General features: G+C 39.9%; 21 protein-coding genes. 5 read left to right on the top strand and 16 right to left on the bottom strand.

The window, feature by feature from the left end; translation table 11 throughout:
* Positions 1-2: 2 nt before the first annotated feature.
* Positions 3-3,176 carry an efflux RND transporter permease subunit gene (locus WN50_RS15590; RefSeq protein ID WP_046277221.1) on the top strand — a complete coding sequence of 1,058 codons (3,174 nt, stop codon included), beginning with the start codon at positions 3-5 and terminating at the stop codon, positions 3,174-3,176.
* A 416-nt stretch (positions 3,177-3,592) separates the two neighbouring features.
* Here the strand turns inward: WN50_RS15590 and WN50_RS15585 are convergent, their stop codons facing one another.
* From WN50_RS15585 to cas10, 13 genes are all read right to left on the bottom strand, one after another.
* Positions 3,593-3,895 carry a hypothetical protein gene (locus WN50_RS15585; RefSeq protein ID WP_009785626.1) on the bottom strand — a complete coding sequence of 101 codons (303 nt, stop codon included), beginning with the start codon at positions 3,893-3,895 and terminating at the stop codon, positions 3,593-3,595.
* Positions 3,892-4,251 (bottom strand): type II toxin-antitoxin system RelE/ParE family toxin, encoded by a 360-nt coding sequence (locus WN50_RS15580; protein ID WP_200906295.1) that lies wholly within the window; start codon positions 4,249-4,251, stop codon positions 3,892-3,894. The genes WN50_RS15585 and WN50_RS15580 overlap by 4 nt, the downstream gene beginning before the upstream one ends.
* A gap of 261 nt (positions 4,252-4,512) precedes the next feature.
* Positions 4,513-5,121 (bottom strand): hypothetical protein, encoded by a 609-nt coding sequence (locus WN50_RS15575; RefSeq protein WP_046277219.1) that lies wholly within the window; start codon positions 5,119-5,121, stop codon positions 4,513-4,515.
* Positions 5,121-6,191 carry an RAMP superfamily CRISPR-associated protein gene (locus WN50_RS15570; protein ID WP_200906294.1) on the bottom strand — a complete coding sequence of 357 codons (1,071 nt, stop codon included), beginning with the start codon at positions 6,189-6,191 and terminating at the stop codon, positions 5,121-5,123. The genes WN50_RS15575 and WN50_RS15570 overlap by 1 nt, the downstream gene beginning before the upstream one ends.
* Positions 6,191-6,640, bottom strand: coding sequence for a hypothetical protein (locus WN50_RS15565; RefSeq protein WP_046277218.1), 450 nt, complete (start codon positions 6,638-6,640; stop codon positions 6,191-6,193). The genes WN50_RS15570 and WN50_RS15565 overlap by 1 nt, the downstream gene beginning before the upstream one ends.
* The gene (locus WN50_RS15560; protein WP_046277217.1) at positions 6,640-7,593 is read right to left on the bottom strand and encodes an RAMP superfamily CRISPR-associated protein; all 954 of its coding nucleotides are present in this window, start codon (positions 7,591-7,593) and stop codon (positions 6,640-6,642) included. The genes WN50_RS15565 and WN50_RS15560 overlap by 1 nt, the downstream gene beginning before the upstream one ends.
* Positions 7,594-7,623: 30 nt before the next feature.
* Positions 7,624-8,517, bottom strand: coding sequence for a type III CRISPR-associated RAMP protein Csx7 (gene csx7, locus WN50_RS15555; protein ID WP_046277216.1), 894 nt, complete (start codon positions 8,515-8,517; stop codon positions 7,624-7,626).
* Between the two features lie 21 nt (positions 8,518-8,538).
* Positions 8,539-9,105, bottom strand: a complete 567-nt coding sequence (locus WN50_RS15550; protein ID WP_046277215.1) for a Uma2 family endonuclease — start codon at positions 9,103-9,105, stop codon at positions 8,539-8,541.
* A 46-nt stretch (positions 9,106-9,151) separates the two neighbouring features.
* Positions 9,152-10,300: a putative CRISPR-associated protein gene (locus WN50_RS15545; protein ID WP_046277214.1), complete on the bottom strand. Its 1,149-nt coding sequence runs from the start codon at positions 10,298-10,300 to the stop codon at positions 9,152-9,154.
* A gap of 46 nt (positions 10,301-10,346) precedes the next feature.
* Positions 10,347-10,787, bottom strand: a complete 441-nt coding sequence (locus tag WN50_RS15540; protein ID WP_046277213.1) for a hypothetical protein — start codon at positions 10,785-10,787, stop codon at positions 10,347-10,349.
* A complete protein-coding gene (gene csx10, locus WN50_RS15535; RefSeq protein ID WP_046277212.1) occupies positions 10,784-12,010 on the bottom strand; it encodes a type III-D CRISPR-associated RAMP protein Csx10 in 1,227 nt (408 codons plus the stop codon). The genes WN50_RS15540 and csx10 overlap by 4 nt, the downstream gene beginning before the upstream one ends.
* On the bottom strand, positions 12,007-12,735 hold the full coding sequence (locus tag WN50_RS15530) for an RAMP superfamily CRISPR-associated protein (RefSeq protein WP_046277211.1): 729 nt from the start codon (positions 12,733-12,735) through the stop codon (positions 12,007-12,009). Before WN50_RS15530 ends, csx10 begins: the two co-directional genes overlap by 4 nt.
* Positions 12,732-15,002 (bottom strand): type III-B CRISPR-associated protein Cas10/Cmr2, encoded by a 2,271-nt coding sequence (gene cas10 / locus WN50_RS15525; protein WP_046277210.1) that lies wholly within the window; start codon positions 15,000-15,002, stop codon positions 12,732-12,734. The genes WN50_RS15530 and cas10 overlap by 4 nt, the downstream gene beginning before the upstream one ends.
* A gap of 745 nt (positions 15,003-15,747) precedes the next feature.
* On the opposite strand from cas10, the gene WN50_RS15520 reads away from it, so the two are divergent.
* Both WN50_RS15520 and WN50_RS34680 read left to right on the top strand, forming a co-directional pair.
* Positions 15,748-16,617 (top strand): alpha/beta hydrolase, encoded by an 870-nt coding sequence (locus WN50_RS15520; protein ID WP_046277209.1) that lies wholly within the window; start codon positions 15,748-15,750, stop codon positions 16,615-16,617.
* A gap of 318 nt (positions 16,618-16,935) precedes the next feature.
* Positions 16,936-17,109, top strand: a complete 174-nt coding sequence (locus WN50_RS34680) for a hypothetical protein (protein WP_160315391.1) — start codon at positions 16,936-16,938, stop codon at positions 17,107-17,109.
* Between the two features lie 152 nt (positions 17,110-17,261).
* On the opposite strand, the gene WN50_RS15515 is transcribed toward WN50_RS34680, so the two are convergent.
* Together WN50_RS15515 and WN50_RS15510 are read right to left on the bottom strand one after the other, a co-directional pair.
* Positions 17,262-18,314, bottom strand: a complete 1,053-nt coding sequence (locus WN50_RS15515; protein WP_046277208.1) for a Fe(3+) ABC transporter substrate-binding protein — start codon at positions 18,312-18,314, stop codon at positions 17,262-17,264.
* 240 nt (positions 18,315-18,554) lie between these two features.
* The gene (locus WN50_RS15510) at positions 18,555-19,058 is read right to left on the bottom strand and encodes a pentapeptide repeat-containing protein (RefSeq protein ID WP_046277207.1); all 504 of its coding nucleotides are present in this window, start codon (positions 19,056-19,058) and stop codon (positions 18,555-18,557) included.
* A 42-nt stretch (positions 19,059-19,100) separates the two neighbouring features.
* Between WN50_RS15510 and WN50_RS15505 the strand changes: the two genes are divergently transcribed.
* Entirely contained in the window at positions 19,101-19,661 is a 561-nt protein-coding gene (locus WN50_RS15505) for a YraN family protein (RefSeq protein WP_082172456.1), read from the top strand.
* Positions 19,662-19,665: 4 nt separating this feature from the next.
* Here the strand turns inward: WN50_RS15505 and WN50_RS15500 are convergent, their stop codons facing one another.
* Positions 19,666-20,055: a hypothetical protein gene (locus WN50_RS15500; protein ID WP_046277206.1), complete on the bottom strand. Its 390-nt coding sequence runs from the start codon at positions 20,053-20,055 to the stop codon at positions 19,666-19,668.
* Positions 20,056-20,294: 239 nt separating this feature from the next.
* Here WN50_RS15500 and queA point away from each other — a divergent pair, with 239 nt between their 5' ends.
* The gene (gene queA, locus WN50_RS15495; RefSeq protein ID WP_046277205.1) at positions 20,295-21,410 is read left to right on the top strand and encodes a tRNA preQ1(34) S-adenosylmethionine ribosyltransferase-isomerase QueA; all 1,116 of its coding nucleotides are present in this window, start codon (positions 20,295-20,297) and stop codon (positions 21,408-21,410) included.
* Positions 21,411-21,655: the final 245 nt, after the last annotated feature.

The raw sequence follows: 21,655 nt of genomic DNA, 5'->3' as shown, positions 1-21,655 counted from the left end.
CAATGTCTCAATTTAGTTTATCCGCTTGGTCAATCAAAAGACCTGTTCCCACTTTAGTTTTATTTTTAATCTTAACCGTGGTGGGGTTGATGTCTTTTCCACAATTGGGAATTGATGATACTCCAAATGTTGATATTCCAGCCGTCAATATTACCGTCACTCAACCGGGAGCAGGACCCACAGAATTAGAAACTCAAGTGACCAAAAAAGTAGAAGATTCGGTTGCAGGTTTAGGAAATATTGATCGTTTAATCTCTTCTGTTCAAGATGGAATTTCCACCACAACGGTTAGTTTTATTTTAGGAACAGATAGCGATCGCGCCACGAATGATGTGCGAAATGCGATCGCTCAAATTCGTCAAGATTTACCGTCAGATATTAACGATCCCGTTGTCCAACGGTTGCGGTTTGCGGGGGGCGTTGTCATGACATATGCAGTGACATCTCCAAGAGCGTCTGTTGAAGAATTAAGTGATTTAGTAGATCGAACCATTAGCCGTGCGTTACTCAATGTTCCGGGTGTAGCACAAATTCAACGGGATGGAGGAATTGACAGAGAAATTCGCATTGAGTTAAACCCAGATCGCCTGCAAAGTTTAGGAATTACAGCGACGCAAGTTAATGATCAAATTCGGGCTTTTAATATTAATTTACCGGGAGGACGATCGCAATTTGGTGGAACAGAAAAGAGTATTCGCACGTTAGGAAGTGCTAAAACCGTTGAAGCCTTAAGAAATTATCCGATTGTTCTTCCTTCGGGGGGTTCAATTCCGCTTTCCAGTGTGGGAAATGTGATTGATGGCTTTAGTGAAGTGCGTCAGGTTGCTCGCTATTTTGAGGTCGAAAATTCTAGTGCTTCAAATTCTCAAGAAATTGGAGAACCTGTTGTTACTTTTTCGGTATTTAGAAGTACAGGCAGCACATTAGTCACGGTAGAAGAAGGGGTTCGTCAAGCGGTTGCTGAGTTAGAGAAAACGCTGCCCGATGATATTAGTTTAGAACTGATTCTGACCGATGCTGAATCCATTCGGGAATCCTATCAAGCTTCAGTTGATGCGTTAGTTTTGGGGTCTGTTTTAACCGTTATTGTTGTGGGTTTATTTTTACGAAATTGGCGACCCACGTTAATTACAGCGATTGCGTTACCGTTGTCAATTTTACCAACATTTGTGGTAATGAAGCTATTGGGATATACCCTCAATAGTATGACTTTATTAGCACTGGCTTTAGCGATGGGAAACTTGGTTGATGATGCCATCTGTATGATGGAAAATATTGACCAACACATTGAAATGGGTAAAACACCTTTTCAAGCCTCCCTTGATGCTTCCGAAGAAATTGGGTTAGCGGTTGTGGCGACAACAGCAACCATTGTCGCTGTGTTTATACCTGTTGCATTTATGGGGGGTGTTCCCGGTCAATTTTTTCAACCTTTTGGGGTAACGGTTGCAGTTTCGACGATGTTTTCAACCTTAGTCGCCTGTACAATGACTCCGATGTTAGGGGCGAGGTTATTAAAGCCGAAACAGCAAAAAGAATTAACAATTTCTGATTATAAAGCCCGAAAAAATCGCATTCATCCTTATCGGGGTTTATTGCGTTTTTCCTTAAGAAATAAGATTTTAACGTTAGCCCTTGCGGTGGCATTTTTTATCGGCAGTTTGCAATTAATTCCGATGATTCCCAAGGGATTATTTGATAATGGGGATACAGGTTTAAGTACAGTTTCTATTGAACTTCCACCGGGTTCTACGTTGCAGGATCTCGATCAAACTGCCCAGAAAACAACAGCTTTAATTGGTGAAAATCCAGCCGTTGTCAATGTGTTAGGGGTCGTGGGGACTGGTGGGAATAGTGATGCAGGGGTGAATAAAGGAACGATTTATATTAATCTAAAGCCTCGAGAAGAACGGGAGATTTCCCAAAAAGAATTTGAACAGCAAATGCGCGAAAAGTTTGAACAAATTCCCGGCGCAAGAATTAGTTTTCGCTCAGAAGGTGCTGGCGGTGGTGGCAAAGCTCTCTCGATAGTTTTAACGAGTGAAAATCCCCAAGCGTTAACCCAAACTGCGAATGATTTAGAACGTCAAATGCGGGATATTTCGGGTTTAGTAGAAGTGACTTCTACTGCAAGTTTAGTCAAGCCAGAAATCTTGATCAAACCTGATCCAGAAAGAGCAGGAGATTTAGGGGTTTCGGTTCAATCAATCGCCCGTACCGCCCGACTCGCAACGTTAGGGGATAATGAATCCAGTTTAGCAAAGTTTGATTTAGCCGATCGCCAAATTCCAATCCGAGTTCAATTAGCAGAGGAATTTAGAAATGATTTTGATATCATTCGCAACTTGCAAATTCCTAGTCAAACGGGCGATTTAGTCCCATTATCTGCCGTTGCTGAGATTACAATTGGCAGTGGGCCAGCAACAATTGATCGGTTTGATCGGGCGCGTCAAGTATCAATTGAAGCGAATTTAGAAGGGATTTCTTTAGGCGATGCGTTAGCGAAAGTGCAAGCATTACCTGCGATGAATCCGCTTCCACCTGATGTCGAACAAAAGTCCGATGGAGATGCCAAAATTATGATTGATATCTTCACGCGATTTTTGAGTGCGTTGGGTTTAGCGGTATTAGGAATTTATGCGATTTTGGTGTTGTTGTACAATAATTTTTTACTGCCTTTCTCGATTTTAATGGCGTTACCGTTATCGATTGGGGGTGCGTTATTGGGGTTGTTGTGGACACAGAAAGAATTGGGGTTATTTGCGTTAATTGGGATTGTATTGTTGATGGGTTTAGTAACCAAAAATGCGATTTTGTTGGTAGACTGTTCGTTAGCGAATGAACGAGACGGAAAGCCTCAATTTTCTGCGGTAATTGAAGCAGGAGTTTCTCGTCTACGTCCAATTTTGATGACCACTCTTTCAACCATTGCAGGAATGGTTCCGATTGCGTTAGAATTAGGTGCAGGTTCTCAAACTCGCAGTCCAATGGCGATCGCAGTTATTGGCGGAATGACGACTTCTACACTATTAACTTTAGTTGTTGTTCCGGTTTGGTTCACCTACGTTGATAATTTTCAACATGGGCTACAGAATCTATTCACAGGCGGAAAACGGAAAACGAAACGTTCTTCTAAGTCAAAAAAATCGCAACCCAAACTTCCCATCACAGATTAAATAAAAGTAGGGTGTGTTAGCGATCGTCTAAGGCACCATGCAAGCGAGACGATTGCACTCACTATTGTAATCATTTCCAATATAAATTAGATATTCCACCACAAAAATAATTGTAGTGGAATATTGAATAATATTAACATTTTTGAGTCCCCTTGCGGGGAAGTGGTGAAGACTGAAACAACAGTTCAATCACCATACTAGAGGCGTGTTTCTATCCCCTTGCGGGGTAAGTTGAGAGACAGAGCAAAGTCTCCAAGAAACTTAAACCCTCTAGTTATGTATAACATTAGCGTATTTTGATAGAAAAGTCAAGCAAAAGTTCAAAGAAAGAGCAGGAGTATATTGCTATAAACTCTCCGATCAAAATTGAGTCAGCAAATATTTACTCCTGCATTTTCTAGAGAAAACCAAAGCAATTATTCAAAGTGAGCCAGCGTAACTTCTTTGTCTGGGAAATTAGCGACTATTTTCAAACTTCCACCCAACGCTTGAATATAGCGAGACAGAGTAGAGATTTGATGATCTTCTTGGTTTTCTATATCCGACAAGACAGATAGAATATCAATATCTTGTCCCATATCATCCGGTGTTACTCCTAATGACTCTTGCAATTCTGCTAAGTTAAGGTAAAGTAACGCTAATTGAGCGCGAGCTTTATTTTTAGCTCTCCGCTCAGGTGTCATTCGTTTGCGTAATTCGTTAAAAGACTTTGTTTTCATATCAAACCTTCATTTTCTAGCTCTTGCAATAGTTCGTCATAGAGCCGATCTGCTTTTGGTACATTTTCTTCATACCAGCGATCATTGCCAACTTTGCTACCTCCTAAAAGGAGTACCGCGACTCGGCGAGGATCGAAAACATACAAGATGCGATATGGATTACCTTTGTGTTGTACACGCAGTTCCCGCATACGCGGGTGACGAGTACCCTGAACACCGGAACTTTGGGGAAAACGAAGATTTGGCCCCCATTCTTGAAGTAACTCAACGGCAATATCAATTTCGTCTTGAGTCGCTTCATCTAGTGTTAACCACCATTGTTCAAACTCGTCCGTGTACTCGACTTCGTATGTCATGTTATTTATCCTTTGCTCTGCAAAATACGTTCTGTCTGATGCTTGAAAAGTTGATTCAGTCGCGCTAGGTGATGTTTGAAAAGTTGATTCAGTCATTTTAGTGAATGTTTGCAAAGTTGATGCGGGCGGGTATGAGCTTTCGAGCCTATCCATACAGATATTTCTCCTAATCAAATCAAAAAAACATCAACCGACAGAGTTAGCTGTGATTGATGCCTCCTATAGTAGCACTCAAAATAGAGTTAGTGGTTACAAACTCTCTCAATCAGCAAGTTTAACCTTTTTAATACTCCCATCTTCTTTCAAATCAACGATTTCAACCTGAACGTTTTGCCCTTCCGATAGAGAAGCTGCTTTTTTGGGTTCTTTCTCCGTTAATTTAATCGTTCCCAAAATCTCATAAGTCACCTTATTTCCCTTAATATTAGTAACGATTGCCTCTAAAATTTGACCGATGTTAAACGCTTGACTACCAACAGCCTCGGCAATTTCTGCTTGACGGGCGGACTCAGCAACAGGCGCCGGAATCTCTCCAATTGACCCCGAACTTTGGTAATATCGCATTAAACGCGCTACCCAACCGAGAATCTGTAACATTACTATTGAATCATTTTCATAGGCTTTAAGATATTGAGTACAAGTTGCTTCTATTGTTTCATAATATCTGGAAGTTTGTCTGCTGTGACCAATACTTCGACCATTTTTAGTTAAGGTTTTCAGATAGTTGAAAAACTTCTGTCCAGATTCGTTGGGACTCACATAATTTCTGAGATAGGAAATCGCTTTTCTTAACTCATTTACATCTGTATTTTCTAAAACTAAAGTTTTGGCGATCGCGTGAGCAGTTGTCCACTGATTTTCTGTTAGCATTAGTACATTCCTTCTGGGGGTTCACGATCTGTTGGATAACGTAAAATTTCAGCAAGTTGTTGAAGTTGGGTAGTTTGAATCAAACTCGAATGAGCCAATTGAATCTTTTCTCGAATAAACTGTTTTAATTCTTCACCCATTTTTGTGTTTTCTGAAGGCTGAAAATTAGAATAGCGTTCTTGTAAATCTTGCTGATTTTGTAAAACATTAGCTGCGGTTATTTCAACTGTCATTGTTCCCATTCCGATGGGTTTACCGCCTCCCACTTTCAACGCTATTGGGTAGTTTTCATCTTGTCCGAGAGCAATTAGTAAAGTTCCGAGTTCCGCAGATTTGAGGTTTTTAAAGCGAATTTTGGTTGTGAATATATATTCTTTTGCCGCTTGTTGAACAGGAATTCCCTGATTTTGACCTTTATCAATCGCTCGAATGGTATGATAATAAAACTTCCGTCCTGCAACTTTTCCCCGTTGAAAATAAGCGGTTCGTTCATCCGGGCGAGGACGATAAAGAGACGGCATAAAACCCGTTGAAAAGTTATGATTTTCGCATTTTGCATCATTAAATTCTATTAAACCTTGCCAATCTAACGCCCCAAAAACTTGACTCGCAGGACACAGTTTATCTTTGCTTTTACAGGGTAAACGTTCCGGCGAAATTTTATCTTTATATCTTGAAGTAATGACGGCTAACGTGCTATTAGTAATCGCTTCATAAACTGAACGAACACAGCCTTTTAATGAACTTCCTTGAATTAAAAGGTTTTGATCAACGTCTTGAATCATCGTTTTAATTAAGGGAACACGGGTGTTAATATCACTCCCCATTGCGACAATACCCGTTGATACATGAACCGCAGTTTTAACGGTTAATTTGAGTTCAAGAGTTCCATGAATTAGATCATTGAAAAATTGCTGATGTCCGGCGGGGCGTTGCAAATTAGGGCGGTTTTCTGGAAATGAAACCAATTGATAGGGTTTATAATTATTGACTCCTACATCAGCATTTATAGCAGGAGGTTGGCTGGGTGGGTTAAGTCGGTTTGGCTTTTTGATAGGGCGATTTGTCATTATTCCTCCTGAATAGTTAGAGCGATAAAATGTACCGTTGAAGTCTTTTTATTTTTGAAATAACGTTGAGCAATCTTGAAATTATCGGGATATTTAAAACGATTCGGAAAGCGTGTTACCGTTGGCTGATATAAACAGGCTTTTCGCACCTCAGTTTCCCATTCACAATCCTCCTCTATAGTTTTCCATTTACCCGGTAAAGAATCACCTTCAGTTAACAGCAAAACTTCAAAACCGGAACCTTTTCGTTTCCAACGCAGTTCTAATTCTGAGTTAAACATCTGTCCTTCAGGACTGGGATTTTGATGAAAATCTAAGGGTAATTCTTCAACAATTCCACTGACTTTATCAACCCAACGTAGAAAGTAATAGCTATTTGAATTAGCATTTTGAGTTAATAATTCTTTCAACTCAACTGAAGAAATATTTTGATAACCAACAAAACTCATTAGGCGACTCCTGGCTGTAACAGTTGTTTCCAAGCTTTAACTGAGCGGGTAAATAAATCTTTTACCTGTTCTTCTCCTGAAAACGTTAATTCAACTCCAAATCCTAAATCCATTAGTTGAGCAGCAACAGGTGTTTGTTGATGATCTGAGGTAGGAAAACGATAAAGTTCTGCTTCTTCCCTTTCAAGAAATTCACCCGCACCTAATAACATTGTGTTTTCCCAAATTTTATCACTGCCTAGCAGCTTAATTTGACGGGTTTGTTCATCTAAAATACAGCCAGGATATTGAACAGTAGCAGAATTATACTGCACAGAAACGGTTCCTAAACCGCGAGATTTTGCAAACCCCAAACCAAACCAACCATCATTCAAGTCTCGCAATACTAAACCCATTAAACCTAACTGAGCGAGGGTAAAATTCTTCAAATGAATTTTGGTTTTAAATTCTCCAGATGTACAGACTTGATAGTTAAATGGCCCTACCGCAACCGAACCAAAAACCCGATCAATTGCGACGCCGTTACGTTCTTCTATTTTGAGTTTAGTTTTATCTTTTGGGTAAGCATCTTCAATTCTAACTCGACTGGCTATTGAAGTATTGCCAAACATTTTATCCGTAAAAGAAGAAAGTTTGTAGATATTATAACTTGGCTCCTTTTTGAGATAATCATACTTATCATTTAACGGATCGTTCGCCCAGGGAAGGCGGGAATTATTGGAGTTTTTTTCTCCTCCAACAGTTCTGACAATGCGTTCAGCGTGAGCGCGAATAGCACCTTTTAAAGAACTCCCTGGAAGATAAATTGAACGTCCGCCTGTGTGGTAAGTTTCCACAAATTCCATTTCGGGTTTTGTCGGGTCAGCACCTTCTTTTCCAGATTTAATTAAAATCGGCCCGTCAGGAATAATCGTTAAATTGATTGTACAATGATTAACTAATTTTTTGTGCATTGTTATTTTCTGAATTAATTTTAATTGATTCTAATCTCGGTTTTGTTCAACTGGATTTTCGGCTTCAGTACGTTGAGATATTTTTGTATTGAGATGTTCAATCAGTTTCCCAACCCATTCATCTTTATAGTCTAAAGCATCTTCATAGGCTGTTTCATCGTTTCTTAATAGTTTTTGGAGATATTCTAACAAAAATTCTGGGTGATCCTCAACATCAACCCAACGCATTTTATCAATATCTAAACGAACTACACCTAAGCCGCGAGAACGTCCGCCACCCAACGGAATTTGTTCGGTTTCAAACTGATGCAAACCAATCATTAATAAACCCAATTCCCAATCTTCTGCATTTTCTACAACTGCTTTAAAATCAAAATCCGTTCCGCCTGGTACAACTTGATAATCATAAAGTTTACCTTCGGATGCGGTTTCTGTATCTCTATCTATCGCTACTCCATCTCGTTCTTGATATTGATTAAACCAAGTGTTAGTATCAACGGTTAAATCTCGGACTTGAAATTTACTCGCTATCCAAGGAGAACCAAATAAACTCGATATTAAGTCTGTATTTTCAAGAATATACTGATGTAAGCAGTTTTCTTTTTCTTGTGAGTTCAGATTCTTAAGTTCGTTCATTTTGAACTTTGCTAATTCTTTAGAAGTGAGCGACCATTCATCATTTACACTCGGATTTCCCACTAATTTACGGTTATTTCCTAAGATTCCTCGCAAGAAACTTTCAAGACGCGATCGCAATGCGCCTTTGAAGCTAGAACCCGGAATAAAAGGCTGTCCTAACGCATCTTTAATCACGGGTAAATCCGATCCAATGGGTTCGGTGGAACGTCCCGCACTAATCCGTAATGCGGTAATTGTAGTCAGTTTTCCAGTCAGTTCGAGTCGATTTTTAAACGTTTCAAACATAAGAGTGCATCCTGATTGAGATTAATTGAACGTTAAGTAACTAAACACATCTTCTACAGAAATATGCCAACTTTGTAGTAAACTTAAAACAGGTAAATTATCCTGATGGCGTTTAGTTTCGGGTTGTTGGTTTGGCTTAAATATCATCACCATTCGTTCTTGTGGATCAATCAACCAACCGAGTTCTGTCCCATGATTTAAACAAAATAAAATATTGTCAATCACACGGGTTGAACTTTGATCGGGGGAAAGAATTTCAATTGTCCAGTCTGGTGGAATTTCAAAAGTATTTTCGATTTCTCCTTCGGCATCTGTAGGGATTTTTTCCCAAGCAAAAATACTGATATCTCGAACCAACGAACCACCCCCAAAAGTACAACGTAATTCGGTAAAAGCACAGGCTAAATGTTGAGGTTCAGCGACTTGGTTAATCTCGGTGACTAAGCGAGTTTGGAGTCGGCTATGCTTCCCTTTTGGCATCGGTTTTTGGTAAATTTCACCCTCAATATATTCACAAACGGGTTTGGTTTCGGGTTGTTGTAAAAAGTCTTTGAGGGATAGTTTAGGGAGGGATTGAATTGAGATCATATGATTTCTGAAAGATTACTGAACATCAGGATTTAATCCTAGTTTTTTAAACTTGTTCACTGCGCTCGACATGATCGTGAGTTCCATAGTGCCGAAGTGATAAATTTTCCCCATCAACAAACTTACAACTGACTCGCATACTTAAATTAACCCGAAAATGATCAATATTTGTATTTTTGTAAGTCTCAAGTTGTACACCTCCATCCCCTTTCAAAGCTTGTACTCCATTTTTTGATTGACTAAGTAACTTAGAAACTTTAGCAAGGGTTTCTTGAAGTTTAGCTCGTTCCTTGTTATCACTAACTCTTTGATAGTCCTGAACAAATGATCGCTCGTACCTAAGCTTAGGAAAAGTCAAAAGTTCACCAGAGAGAAGTTCAGTTTTTTTCTGATCCCAGATCAGGTTTCCCCAGTTCGATAAAATCACTTCGCCATCAACTTCAAATATCAATGCTTCTTGAATGCCTCCAAGTTCAGAACGATTAAATTCTACTCCGGCTACCATCAGTGCTATTTCAAGGGTATAAGGTTTAATGACAGTCTCATCAATATTTATGGGTAGTCGAGGAATCTTAATCACTTCAGAGTTTGCGCCTTCAAAAATATAAATGATTTCATCAGCATAAAACATTCCAATCGTGTTTAAATATCCCTGTAAAGCTTTAAAACCACCCACTAAATTGAATTTGATTTCATAGCCATATCTTTTAAATTCTGGCAAAGTTTTTTGAAATTGTTCTAATAGTTGATCAATACCCCGTTTAAACTTGCCTGTACTTTTAGTAGACAGTTCCTCTGGAGCATAAACTTCAACTGTCATTCCTTTTAACTTTAACTTTAAGAAACGTTCGACAATATTAGCTGCTATTTTTCCCTGTGCTGTATCTGTTGTAATTAACCAATGTTGATCTTGCGGATTTTTCTCTGTATACTCATAGATACCATAAATACCATTGAGTTCTGCACTAATTTCTCTAATTTCATCATCTTCCGTATCTTCATTATAGAGTTTATCCTCGACTCGTTGTTTTAAGGTTTCAAGAATATTTTGAACGTCTGGATAATATTCCATTTCCTCAACAGTATAGTTAGCCGCTTCATTTAAGCGTTCTAGCCAGCTACTCGGATCATAATCTCGGTCAATTTGATTCGTCAATAAACTTGTACCGACTGTTGAAATAATTAATTGTGGCATGATGCTAAATTCCTAAATATCAAGTGATTAAAATGATAAAAATGCTTTAAAATTCACCTTCTAGTTTGTACTTCAGGTAACGCGCACCATATCCTAAGTAACGACGTGTTAGCTGAATCAAAATAGAGTTATATTCATCGGTTTTTGCTTCTTTTGAAATCTTACGAGCAAGTTCTTTCAATTGATTATCAATATCGTCAATGATTGTTGCAGCCAAAGATTCTTTACCTCTACCCCATTTGTTATCACGACCTACTTGATAACGTAAAAAGTTTTTAATCACTTCTGTACTTTCTGTACTCTCTGCAACTCTCACTAAATTGCGAAACTGTGATTCTTCCAATTTGCCGTAGGAACTTGTTTTATCTAACGCTTTCTGTATATAAATCACGATTTCATCTTCCTTTTTACGAATACCTTCCTGAATTTTAAGTTCTTTTTGAGCTTTGATTTTGAGTTCTTTTTGTTGTTCAATATCTTCGTTCATACAGCTTCCTCCCGAAATCTCAAATGAAACTCATTACAAATTTGCACCTGTCCAAACCCTTCATTTGTTCGTTCTCCGACTCCTTTACTTTCTAAATTTTTTAAAGCTGAATACCAAGTTTCAGTTTTAGTTTTACTAATACTAAACAGATAAACGCCTCCTTTATTCGTGACTAACTCAACGTCTTTCATTAACCCCCAAGCCGCATTCCAACCCGAATAATAGTCATAACTGCTATAGGCGACTTCTAGCTGGAAAGATGAATCATCAACTGTTGCAAATTCTTTTAGCATTGCTTCTGAAATAACGGTTGTTCGCCGCCAATTTTCAGTTAAGATGGCATCAGATTGAAGGTCTAGTGTGAAGTAGGTTCGCTCTTGTGAATATTTTCCTGATGCCGGACTAAATAAACTTCCCCAGAGTTGCCATCTTTCTTTTAGTTTAGCATTAAATTGTTGAATTCGATCCTCAACTGAAGCTATATTTTCTCGTAACTCTGCTTGAATTTTAACTTTCCCTAACCCCCGCGAAGTTGAACCCCCCAAACGAAATAATTCGCTGTGCTTATTAATAAAATCACGTAACTTTTCAGCCAGTTCTCCATCGGGTACAAGAATCGCACCTCGATAGATTGACGGCTTTTCCTTTTTGGGTTTGGATTCATTCAACACCTCAATACTGTAGAGAATTGATTCCTCAGCAGTGGCTCGTTTTCGGTTTATTCCAACTCGCGTTAACAGACGTTTGTTCGCTGAGAGTGGATGATATTTATCATATATTTTACAATAAAATCCGCTAAAATTATCAACGCGATCATAATCTTTTGGACAATTTGGATCATAGAGTTGACCATAATCTTCCGCACAAAACTGATCAATTAAAGTATCAAACACCCCATTTCCTTTATCTTTAAAACCAGGCTTCGCTTTGGAACTGAGAACGGTTGCAGGAAGAACTAAAACTGTATCAATTTTTGTGTGATTTTTAGGTGGATTGGCTGGATAAGCATTTTGAAAAATTGCCGAGTTTTCATCCAAAAATAGGGCGTGAAAATCATCGTTGGGTTCGGGGTTTTGATTGGATTGTAACAGAACAGAAGCAAACGCACCTCGGATAACAGAACCGGGAATATAATCTTGGGCTTCACTAATAGAACCACCCGGTTTATGACGACCAATGGCGAGGGGAGATAATGCTTCTATTTCGAGTTGAATTCGATTCATTTTTGGACTCCTTTAGCGAGAAATTCCCAAGCTGAACTCTCTGTATTAATGTCAGATAATGTGCTTTCTAAATTCCAAGTTAACCAACCTAAACCTGTGGATTTACTCCCACCCAACGCATGAATATGATGCAATCCCGCAGCGATTAATACTTTGGCAAAATTTGGACAGTTGGGTAAGAAATGAATCTGACCTGTGAATTGTAATTTTGCGTTGACGGGAGAGGTTTCTAGAAAGTAAAGTTTTTGTTCTTCTGCGGTGCGACGACGGCGATTAATCGTTACACCGGGACGTAAAATTTCAGGGAGATAATCTGGATTTTCTGTACAAATCAAATCATCAAATAAAACGCGAGAGTGTAAGCTAGGATTGCCAAAGATTTGACAGATTAAACAGTGATATTGATCATCAATTTGATATTCATCACGATGAAATTTTTGTTCCTCATTTTCCGATAAACCCTCTCGTTGAGGACACATGGTATTCGGTGTAGGAGATTGACAAACCGCCCAACCTAAACCCCTGGCTATTTTCTCACATTCATGTCGCAAACGACCTTTAATTTGAGATGCTGGAATCAGTAAATTTCCGTCTGTATTGCGAAGAATAGGTTTATCCGCCAAAGAACCCGATGAACCTCCCGCACCCACGCACAAAGCGGTGTCAAGCGTTGCAGTAATGGTGTGAGATTCTATCGATAAATTGAAGTTTTCTAGAGAGATCATTGATTCGCCTCTGTTGGTTGTTCAGATGCTTTTGATGAGTCGGTATTTGTTTTTTCAGTAAAAGCAAATAGGTCTACTAAATCTCGCCAAATTGTTTCATAATAGGGGTCTTCTGGCTTGTCTTTATCGCGTTTTCCATCTTCATACATCCAGGGTGCTATAATTCCATCATTTGTTTTTGCTGAACACCAAACGTCTTCAAAGTCTTGTTTTATTGTACCTTTTCCTTGAGTTAAACGTACCCTAAAATAGCGATAATTTAGAATTGCGGTGCGTTTTCCTCGTTCGAGTAAACTGCGAATTTGATACAGTTGCGATCGCGGAAAATCTACGTTTTTAAAAGCTTGAACAGTTTTCAAAAGTCCTCCGATTTCATGTAAGGTGTAAGGTGCTGCATAGAGTCTTAGCTTGGGTTTGGTAAAATCTTTTGTAAGTCCTTGTTCTCGAAACTCTTTAATACTCGATGCAATCATTGTGACTGATTTCATGGTTAAAAAGTCTATTGTTCCCCCATAATATCCTTGTTTTCGCAACAGTTTTGCACGTTCTTTCGCCGATTTCAGCAGTTGATTTGTTAACTTATCAGCATAGTAAATCGGTGTTTCTTCAGCAGTAATTAAAACTCCGGTTGAGATACTGAGTTCACATTGATTATTTCCGGTTGGAAGATTATCACCATGACAACGATGAACCGCTTGAGGCGTGTAGGTTTCATCTGAATTATAACCCCTTGTTTTCAGCAGTTCTTCAAATTTTTCACCCAATGTTTTGGCAACTTCTAACGCTTTATTTGCCGGAACAATTAAAAGAACATCATCTCCGCCAATCGTAATAATTTCAAAGGGATGAATCCAATCTCCATTTTTGTTTTCAATATCTGGATCGGTTAAGTTTTTTAACTGATGGGGTCGGAGATGTTCAGATAACGCATAATAAACGGCTTTTTCTGTTGCGTTGAAAATATCTTGGCTAAATTTTTTGTAATCTTGGGGGGTTTTAACTTCTTTCTGAATATAACCTCCCATGTTATTACCATCGGCGTAGATATAAGCAATAAAACCGTTATAAACATTCCCTAATTCTCGCACAGTTCCGGCTTTTTTAGGCTGGTAACATTCAGGATCGGGACATTCCGAATAATATTTATCCTTCTGTTCGCGGTTTTCTTTGAGATAGTCTTCAAATTCCCCAACCCAACTTTTGATTTTAATACCTGTCGGTTGCCAACCTAATTGAAGCTTATTAAACCAAGTTGGTAAATGATCTTGTAAAGCTTCATCTTTAGCAATTTGACCCACAATTTTTTTCCGAACTAATGCTTCTGATACAAGCGGTTGACTTGCAATTTCATCGATTTTAGCAATAGCTGAACGGCGATCACTTTCATCCCGAACTAAATAAGGATGAGTTTCAAACATTGGCGGATAACGACGACTCAGGCGGTTTTCGGTGTGATTTCCACTGCGTCGCTGATTGAATTGAATTGCTAGTTTTGTGACCAGTTCATTAAAGCTTTTGCGGTTTTTAAATTGTTCGTCTTCGTTAACATCTGGCTGTTTATAATAGGCTTCTAGCAGGGGATGATTTCGATTTTGACGATATTTTTCCAGCCAAAAGCAGTTTTCATCGATAGTATCGGGAAGGACACCTAAACGCAATTCTAAAAACTTAAAACAATCTCCAACTGCACAGGAATTAGCGGTTAAAGTTTCGTAGGTGTAACGTTTTTCAATGGCATCACAGAGTTGATCGACGAATGCAGCCGGACAAAAGGCTAAGATATTTCCGCCTGTTGAATAGATGATTAATTCAGGGATTAAAGCTGCTTCTAAATCCGGTAAATTTTTACTCAGCCACTGTGAAATAGTAATGGACTTGCCTTTCCCAAAAAATGCGGGTAAATCAACTAAATTAATCCGATCTAATAGTGCCGATGCGCCCCGAACGTCGGGTAATTTTGCGGCTTCAAATACATATTGTTTGATTTTAGTTGCCCCTCCGTAAATTAAACCGATTTTAGAATTCCAAAGGGTTGAATATTTTTCAGTTAATTGTTTTAAATCAGCTAAAGTGTCGGGAAATTTTATATCTTCTAATTGCCTCACCTGTTGAACGATTAATTTAACTTCCTCCGAAACTTCCTGATTTTCCAGCATCGCTTTTCGCATTTGCTGTAATATTTCTAGATTGACTTGAGGTTGAGTTTCTTCTCCCCAAGCCAAACACCAAGCGATGCCAATGGATAAATCTGGTAAAGAATCTGTCATTATTTCACCCTTGATTAAACGTCTATTGAAAGCAGTTGAGATGAAAACCCCGTCTGGTTTTTAACTGATTAAATAGTGGTTCAAAACTGATAACACGGCGATTTTATTGGGTTGTATCATTCCACAAACATCAACAATAACCTGTTTTTTATGGTGTCCTAGTTTGAGAATGGCTTGGGCGTGGTAGGTGAAAAGCTCTGGGGTCAAACCCCCTTTTTTACTGCTTTGAAAATTTCCTGATCAATATTTTTTTTATTCTAACACGTCATTACCCTCACCATTCCGATTAGCCCGTTGAAGATAGATTTCAGAATATTGCGGTAACAAGACTTGAAATCAAGTCTGATAAAACACAGTTTAAACGCTATAATACACCCAACAAGTATCAACACTGGAGAGAGTTTTGAGTCAATTTTACCGAGAAAATAACGGGACTAACTAGAGCTTCTCGAGAATGAGTCTTAATCCCCGGTTCTCGACTAAAATAGAATCTGTACGATGAAAATAATCGGTTTTTAGATTTGATCAGAAGGCGCTTCTAACGACACAGAAAACCAGACGTACCTATACAAAGCGGTGATCAACAGCTACACTCAAAATCAAGTGAAAAAGCAGGAAGTAAGTGTTAAACTGTATGATAGGAAACTGTCACGCACACTTCGCGCTGGGAGGGGTGAGTGCTGAACTCAAACCTGACGCGCTAAAAATAATACAGAGTTGAATTAAGTTCGGGAAATCAGGTTGTATGACAGACACAATTCGCATTTTTTTGGGACGACTGGAACTGATGTTAGCAGTCGGATCTGCACTCGCCTATACAATAGCTTGTCTGATTCTTCGCTTTGCTCAAAGTCGGTTTATCTTTTTTCCCTCCAGAAAAATTCAAACTACACCCGCAGAATTTAATTTACCTTATCAAGAAGTTTGGCTTCCTGTAACGACAAAAACGGGGAAGCTAGAACAGGTTCATGGATGGTGGATTCCTTCTGATTCCCCTACGGAAAAGCGTGTTATTCTTGATTGTCATGGTAATCGCAGTAATATTAGTGCGAATTTAGATTTGGCTCAACAATTTCATCACATGGGTTTGTCTGTTTTTTTGATTGATTATCGAGGATATGGACGCAGCACCAAACGGATTCCTACAGAAACAACTGTTTACGAGGATGTAGAAAAAGCTTGGAATTACTTAATCCATGAACGAGGGATTAATCCTCATCATATCTTTATTTTTGGTCATTCTCTCGGGGGTGCAATCGCAATTGATTTAGCCTCTAAACATCCAGAAATAGCGGGGTTAATTATCGAAAGCTCTTTTACTTCTATTCGTAAAATGGTTGATTTTCAAAAAAGATACTGGATGTTCCCGATTGATCTCCTCTTAACTCAAACCTTCAATTCAATTTCTAAAGTTTCTCAGCTCAAAATGCCGATTTTATTTACTCATGGCACAAATGATCGCGTTGTTCCTGTCGAAATGAGCAAACAACTCTTTACCGCAGCAATTGAACCCAAACAACTTTTAATTGTACCCGGAGCAGGTCATAACAATGTCCGTCAAGTCGGAGGAATTTTGTATCACGAGGCTTTACGACAATTTATCGAACAATATTAACCGAAAATCGCGTTAAGTTTTATCAAGATTTTAACTCGACTATCTAGGGACATTTAATATTATGTCCGGATAATTAGTGATAAAAAACTTTCTCATAATCCGACTCTTTCTTCTTCTTTATTTCCTCCTGACTCCTGACTCCTGACTCCTGACTCCTCTGTCGTTTATTTATAACTGTTCAACCGGACATGATATAATTAATCTTGCTTATGAGTGCCAACAGAAATTTATATCTGGAGAAGATTGTAAATCTCGATTTGATTTGTAAAAATCGCCGAAGTGATTTACAATAGAAGATCTAAACTTAGAAGTGCAATAATGGAAACAGGTATTTTATCTGGCTTATTACTCGCTTTTGCTAACGGTGCAATTTGTCTAGCGTTACCCGCAGTTTTAGCCGCAGTTCCGAGCAAACGTAAGTCAATGAATCATGTTACTTCTGTATCAAAATCCCTCAACCCGTCTGAACTGATTACTCAAGAAGCTCACTAGAATTATTTTTTGACTGAAAATAAAGTCTGACTTCACTATGGAAAATTGTTAATCAATCAAGTGCCTATTAATCTGGGGGGATAGCCAGATAACCTTTAGAGTTTTAGGCTTTTCCCCTTATTTTCCATCAAAGACGCTGGTGAGTCAGATGATTATTTCCAACCCGCCCGATCCATCAATCGAATCGCCTCGGGATTCTGTTTACCATAGACGGCGACATTCATTGAATCACTTTTGAAGGTTCCAAACTGACTTAAAGTCCCTGAAACAGGTACTCCCGAAACAACAGGATATTCATGATTTCCTTGAGCAAAGATTTTTTGGGCTTCAGGACTCACCAAATATTCTAGAAACTTCACCGCTCCTGCTTTATTCGGTGCTGACTTCACGACTCCTGCACCACTAATATTAATATGAGTCCCCCGATCTCGTTGATTCGGGAAAAACATTCCGACTTTTTGGGCAACGGCTTTGTCTTCCGCTTTGCTGGAACTCGCTAAACGCGCTAAATAGTAAGTATTAGCAATAGCTAAATCTCCAACCCCGGCAGCAACGGCTTGAATTTGAGCGGTATCATTGCCTTCTGGGGGACGACCAAAGTTAGCAACTAAAGCCTTAGCCCATTTTTCGGTTTCTGCGCCGCCATGAACCTCTAGGAGCGACGCCACTAAAGATTGATTGTAAATATTACTCGAAGAACGAATCAGCACTTTCCCTTTCCATTTGGGATCTGCTAAATTTTCGTAGGTAGACAGTTGAGCCGGATTGACTTTGGCTTTATTGTACATGATCACTCTAGCCCGTTTAGACAGACCAAACCAGTGATTTCCCGGATCTCGTAAGTTAGCGGGAATGGCGTTATTCAAAACCGAAGAGGAAATAGGCTGAAATATCCCTTGCTGCTGGGCTTTCCACAAATTTCCCGCATCAACGCTGATCAGCACGTCTGCGGGACTATTAGCACCCTCGCTCTTAATTCGTTCAGTTAACTGAGCTGCATCACCTTCAACTAGGTTAATCTTAATGCCAGTCTTTTTCGTAAAGCCTTCATAAAGTTGATTATCAGTGTCATAATGTCGGGATGAATACAGGTTAACCACTCCTGCATTAGCAAAACTAGGATTCCTTCTACCGAGTTCTCCTAAAGTTACTGCGGCGATCGCTGTTCCACTTGCTAAAAATACTCTTCGTGTAATTTTACTCATTTCGGCTTTATTCCTTGAAATCAAACGTTTTTAGAGCTTCAAGATTCTACACTCTAGGGATTAACTTAAGCTGTTAATGCAAGTAATTCTTAAGTTATAATTCCGAAGAAAGATTCTATCATAAGAAATGGGTCTTGATTAAGAAAATTTTGGATGAGCTTTAGACTGAGACTAACTCAGGCAAAAAAAAAGACACCCCAGCAGTAGCAAGGGTGAACGGTTCAAGTCAAAATCAGCAATTCAGTTGCAGTAAAGGGTATCGCGAGTATTGCGTCCCGTCACCGGGTTTGTTCCTTCAGCTACCGCACAGAGCTTTTGCTGCATATCTCGACGCAATAAAACATCGGTGAAATCAGCCCCCTGGATAATCGCATTGGTAAAATCAGTATTATAAGCATAAGCCCCTTCTAGGATGGCATTGGTGAGGTTAGCTTTGTTAAAGCGAGCCGTGTCTAAGGTGGCATACCGGAGATCCGCCCCTTCAAAATTCGTCCGTTGTAGCTTCGCCCCAAACAAACTAACGCCCCGCAAGTCACTATGGCTAAAGTTACTTTCCTGCAAGTTCGCAAAGTCAAACTCAGAGTCTGTGAGAACCTGTTCAGAGAAATCAGCATTTAAGAGGGTTCGCTTCTCGTAGTTCTCCGCCCCTGCGGGTTGAGAAGTTATCCCGGTTACAATTAACCAAAGTCCAACGAGAAAAGCTAAACTAATGGTCTGAAATCGTAAGAAAATACTATTATTCATATCCCAACTATTTTTTCGAGGTCTGAACTCTGATCAATATTTATGTTAATCAAGTCCGCAAACAAATTTCAACTCTATCCTACCGTGAGTATTCCTTTTTCGAGCCGTGATTCTTCTTATCCCCTGTCTCAAACCATCGGAACTTTGGGAGAACAACTGGTACAAGCGTGGTTAAACCAACAAGGTTGGGAAATTTTATTTCATCAGTATCGCTGTCGTTGGGGAGAAATCGATCTGATTGCACGAAAAATAGCAGACTCAAAACCTGAGTCCACTGTAATTTTTGTAGAGGTAAAAACCCGTAAAAAACGCAATTGGGATGAAGATGGCCTTTTAGCGATTACCCCAACTAAACAAGCCAAACTAATTAAATCTGCTCAAACCTTTTTAAGCGATCGCCCGGAACTGGCTGACTTCCCGTGTCGGTTTGATGTTGCCCTGGTTCGATGCGATCGCCTCACCGTTTATAATTCCAGTCAGGATTCTGGCTCAATCACTCCTGAGTCCTTGTTTCCGACTGCCCTGGGTCAACCTGTTCAGTGGAAAGGGTATCAGCTCATCCTACAAAACTACATTCAATCTGCATTTGAGGATGAGAGGTGAATCTTTAAGCCAGAGCCTCTGGACAGTAACCCAGACCTTGAACAAACTGAGTTCGGAATGCCTCAATATCCTCTCGATTCGGTTGACCATGAGACACCACAGCCACTTGATAGCGACGCATCACACTCAAGGGAGACTGTCCTGTTTCTAGCCCCCACAGGGCCATCTTAATCCGAATATTCGGTTCGTAGGGAATTCCCAACTCACTCATAAACGCTCTAAAGTCTCCATGCTGTTTAGCTGTTAGAGACTGACTCATTTTAACTTTGACAATCCAGCCATCGATTTGGTGAATCACAGTCACCAACCGGACAGGGAGTTGAGTCTGAGTGCGTAAATGATCTACAACTCTAAGCGTAAGGCTGGTATTGGCAAGGTAGTAGAGGTATTCCATCGTCGATCTTCTCCCGCATAGTCCTCCCGCCTTTAGATCGCTTCTCTTGTTCTGGCAAGACTGGCGATGAGGAGCAAACAGGGCGGGTTCTGTGCTTCTCGGTTTTACCGCTTTATACTTATATAGTCGCGAGATTAGCTTACTCTTGCCAGGGGAAAAGCACCCGATTTGAGATGGGGGATTATACCCAAACTGATTGGGAATTGAGTAATGAACGGCTTTGAGTATTTCTGAACACTATGGAAACAGACAGACTGGACTGGACAACAGAAGGTTATGACTACGAACTCCCGGAGGAACGAATTGCCCAAAACCCTGTCATTCCTCGGGATCAATCTCGCTTGTTAGTCGTTGATTCGCTCACTTCTCACCATCACCGTATCTTTCAGGATCTCCCCAATTACCTAAAATCGGGTGACTTACTGATATTTAACGATACTCGGGTCATTCCGGCTCGTCTCTATGGTAACAAATCCAGTGGGGCTGCCGTTGAGATTTTGTTGATCGAAGAACGAAAGCCGAATTGTTGGTTAGCTTTAGTTAAACCGGGAAGACGCTTTAAAATTGGTGTTCGGGTTGAATTTGAATCGCTCAACTCGACTGATCAAGAGGTTCTGCAACCTTTAAGCGCTACCGTTGTAGAAACTGATGCAGCCACAGGCGGACGGTTATTACAGTTTGATTTACCGGCCGGACAGTCTTTGATCGAACAATTGGATCAGTTTGGTCACATTCCTTTTCCCCCATACGTTACCCAGTCAGACGCCTTACCTCAACAATATCAAACGATTTATGCCCAACGTCCGGGGGCTGTTGCAGCGCCGACTGCGGGTTTACACTTTACCGAGGAACTGTTTGAACGGTTGCACCATCAGGGCATTAACAAAGCGTTTGTAACGTTACACGTGGGAGTGGGTACGTTTCGCCCCGTAGAAGTTAAAGATATTACCACTCATCAAATGCACGCGGAATGGATAGAAGTTTCCGCAGAAACCGTAGAACAAATTGAGAAAACGAAAGCCAATGGGGGACGAATTATTGCAGTCGGAACAACCGTAGTGCGAACCTTAGAAGGAGTAGCGATGGCTGAGGGTAAACTGACTCCCTACTGCGGAAAAACAGAGGCTTTTATTTATCCGGGTTATCAATTTCGGGTGATCGATGGGTTAATTACTAATTTTCATCTTCCCCGTTCGAGTTTAATGATGTTAGTCGCGGCATTAATTGGTCGTCAACGCCTGTTAGATTTGTACCAAGATGCGATCGCTCAAAAAGCTGAGGGTTTTGCTCATCCCTATCGTTTTTATTCCTTTGGGGATGGAATGTTGATTTTACCAGAAGCCGTGATATCTTAAAAAAAATCAGGTTGGCAGGATTTGCCAACCCAATCTACTGGTCTTTGACATACTCCCCATTTCTAAAGAAAGGGGATTCTCCAAGCCTCACGGCTTTGGATTACTGATTCATTGACAACCCTTAAAGCCAACTGGTTTCCCAATCAACTCCAGAGGGGTGAGTCTCCCCAGTCGTTCATCTCATTTCAGAGATAGTTTCGGTATGCCCTACCGTACTTGAGAAAAAAATGCTTGATTCTCTGTAC

Source organism: Limnoraphis robusta CS-951 (assembly GCF_000972705.2).
Note: the sequence above shows the minus strand (reverse complement) of the source record. Positions and strands in the feature narration are given on the sequence as shown.

Excerpts from the sequence above, each read along its gene's own strand:
- WN50_RS15500 (WP_046277206.1), bottom strand. The coding sequence starts at position 20,055 with ATGGAATACCTCTACTACCTTGCCAATACCAGCCTTACGCTTAGAGTT.
- WN50_RS15530 (WP_046277211.1), bottom strand. The coding sequence starts at position 12,735 with ATGATCTCTCTAGAAAACTTCAATTTATCGATAGAATCTCACACCATT.
- WN50_RS15515 (WP_046277208.1), bottom strand. The coding sequence starts at position 18,314 with ATGAGTAAAATTACACGAAGAGTATTTTTAGCAAGTGGAACAGCGATC.
- csx10 (WP_046277212.1), bottom strand. The coding sequence starts at position 12,010 with ATGAATCGAATTCAACTCGAAATAGAAGCATTATCTCCCCTCGCCATT.
- queA (WP_046277205.1), top strand. The coding sequence starts at position 20,295 with ATGGAAACAGACAGACTGGACTGGACAACAGAAGGTTATGACTACGAA.
- WN50_RS15540 (WP_046277213.1), bottom strand. The coding sequence starts at position 10,787 with ATGAACGAAGATATTGAACAACAAAAAGAACTCAAAATCAAAGCTCAA.
- WN50_RS15510 (WP_046277207.1), bottom strand. The coding sequence starts at position 19,058 with ATGAATAATAGTATTTTCTTACGATTTCAGACCATTAGTTTAGCTTTT.
- WN50_RS34680 (WP_160315391.1), top strand. The coding sequence starts at position 16,936 with ATGGAAACAGGTATTTTATCTGGCTTATTACTCGCTTTTGCTAACGGT.
- WN50_RS15585 (WP_009785626.1), bottom strand. The coding sequence starts at position 3,895 with ATGAAAACAAAGTCTTTTAACGAATTACGCAAACGAATGACACCTGAG.
- csx7 (WP_046277216.1), bottom strand. The coding sequence starts at position 8,517 with ATGTTTGAAACGTTTAAAAATCGACTCGAACTGACTGGAAAACTGACT.
- cas10 (WP_046277210.1), bottom strand. The coding sequence starts at position 15,002 with ATGACAGATTCTTTACCAGATTTATCCATTGGCATCGCTTGGTGTTTG.
- WN50_RS15505 (WP_082172456.1), top strand. The coding sequence starts at position 19,101 with ATGTTAATCAAGTCCGCAAACAAATTTCAACTCTATCCTACCGTGAGT.
- WN50_RS15580 (WP_200906295.1), bottom strand. The coding sequence starts at position 4,251 with ATGACATACGAAGTCGAGTACACGGACGAGTTTGAACAATGGTGGTTA.
- WN50_RS15550 (WP_046277215.1), bottom strand. The coding sequence starts at position 9,105 with ATGATCTCAATTCAATCCCTCCCTAAACTATCCCTCAAAGACTTTTTA.
- WN50_RS15545 (WP_046277214.1), bottom strand. The coding sequence starts at position 10,300 with ATGCCACAATTAATTATTTCAACAGTCGGTACAAGTTTATTGACGAAT.
- WN50_RS15575 (WP_046277219.1), bottom strand. The coding sequence starts at position 5,121 with ATGCTAACAGAAAATCAGTGGACAACTGCTCACGCGATCGCCAAAACT.
- WN50_RS15520 (WP_046277209.1), top strand. The coding sequence starts at position 15,748 with ATGACAGACACAATTCGCATTTTTTTGGGACGACTGGAACTGATGTTA.
- WN50_RS15590 (WP_046277221.1), top strand. The coding sequence starts at position 3 with ATGTCTCAATTTAGTTTATCCGCTTGGTCAATCAAAAGACCTGTTCCC.
- WN50_RS15565 (WP_046277218.1), bottom strand. The coding sequence starts at position 6,640 with ATGAGTTTTGTTGGTTATCAAAATATTTCTTCAGTTGAGTTGAAAGAA.
- WN50_RS15560 (WP_046277217.1), bottom strand. The coding sequence starts at position 7,593 with ATGCACAAAAAATTAGTTAATCATTGTACAATCAATTTAACGATTATT.
- WN50_RS15570 (WP_200906294.1), bottom strand. The coding sequence starts at position 6,191 with ATGACAAATCGCCCTATCAAAAAGCCAAACCGACTTAACCCACCCAGC.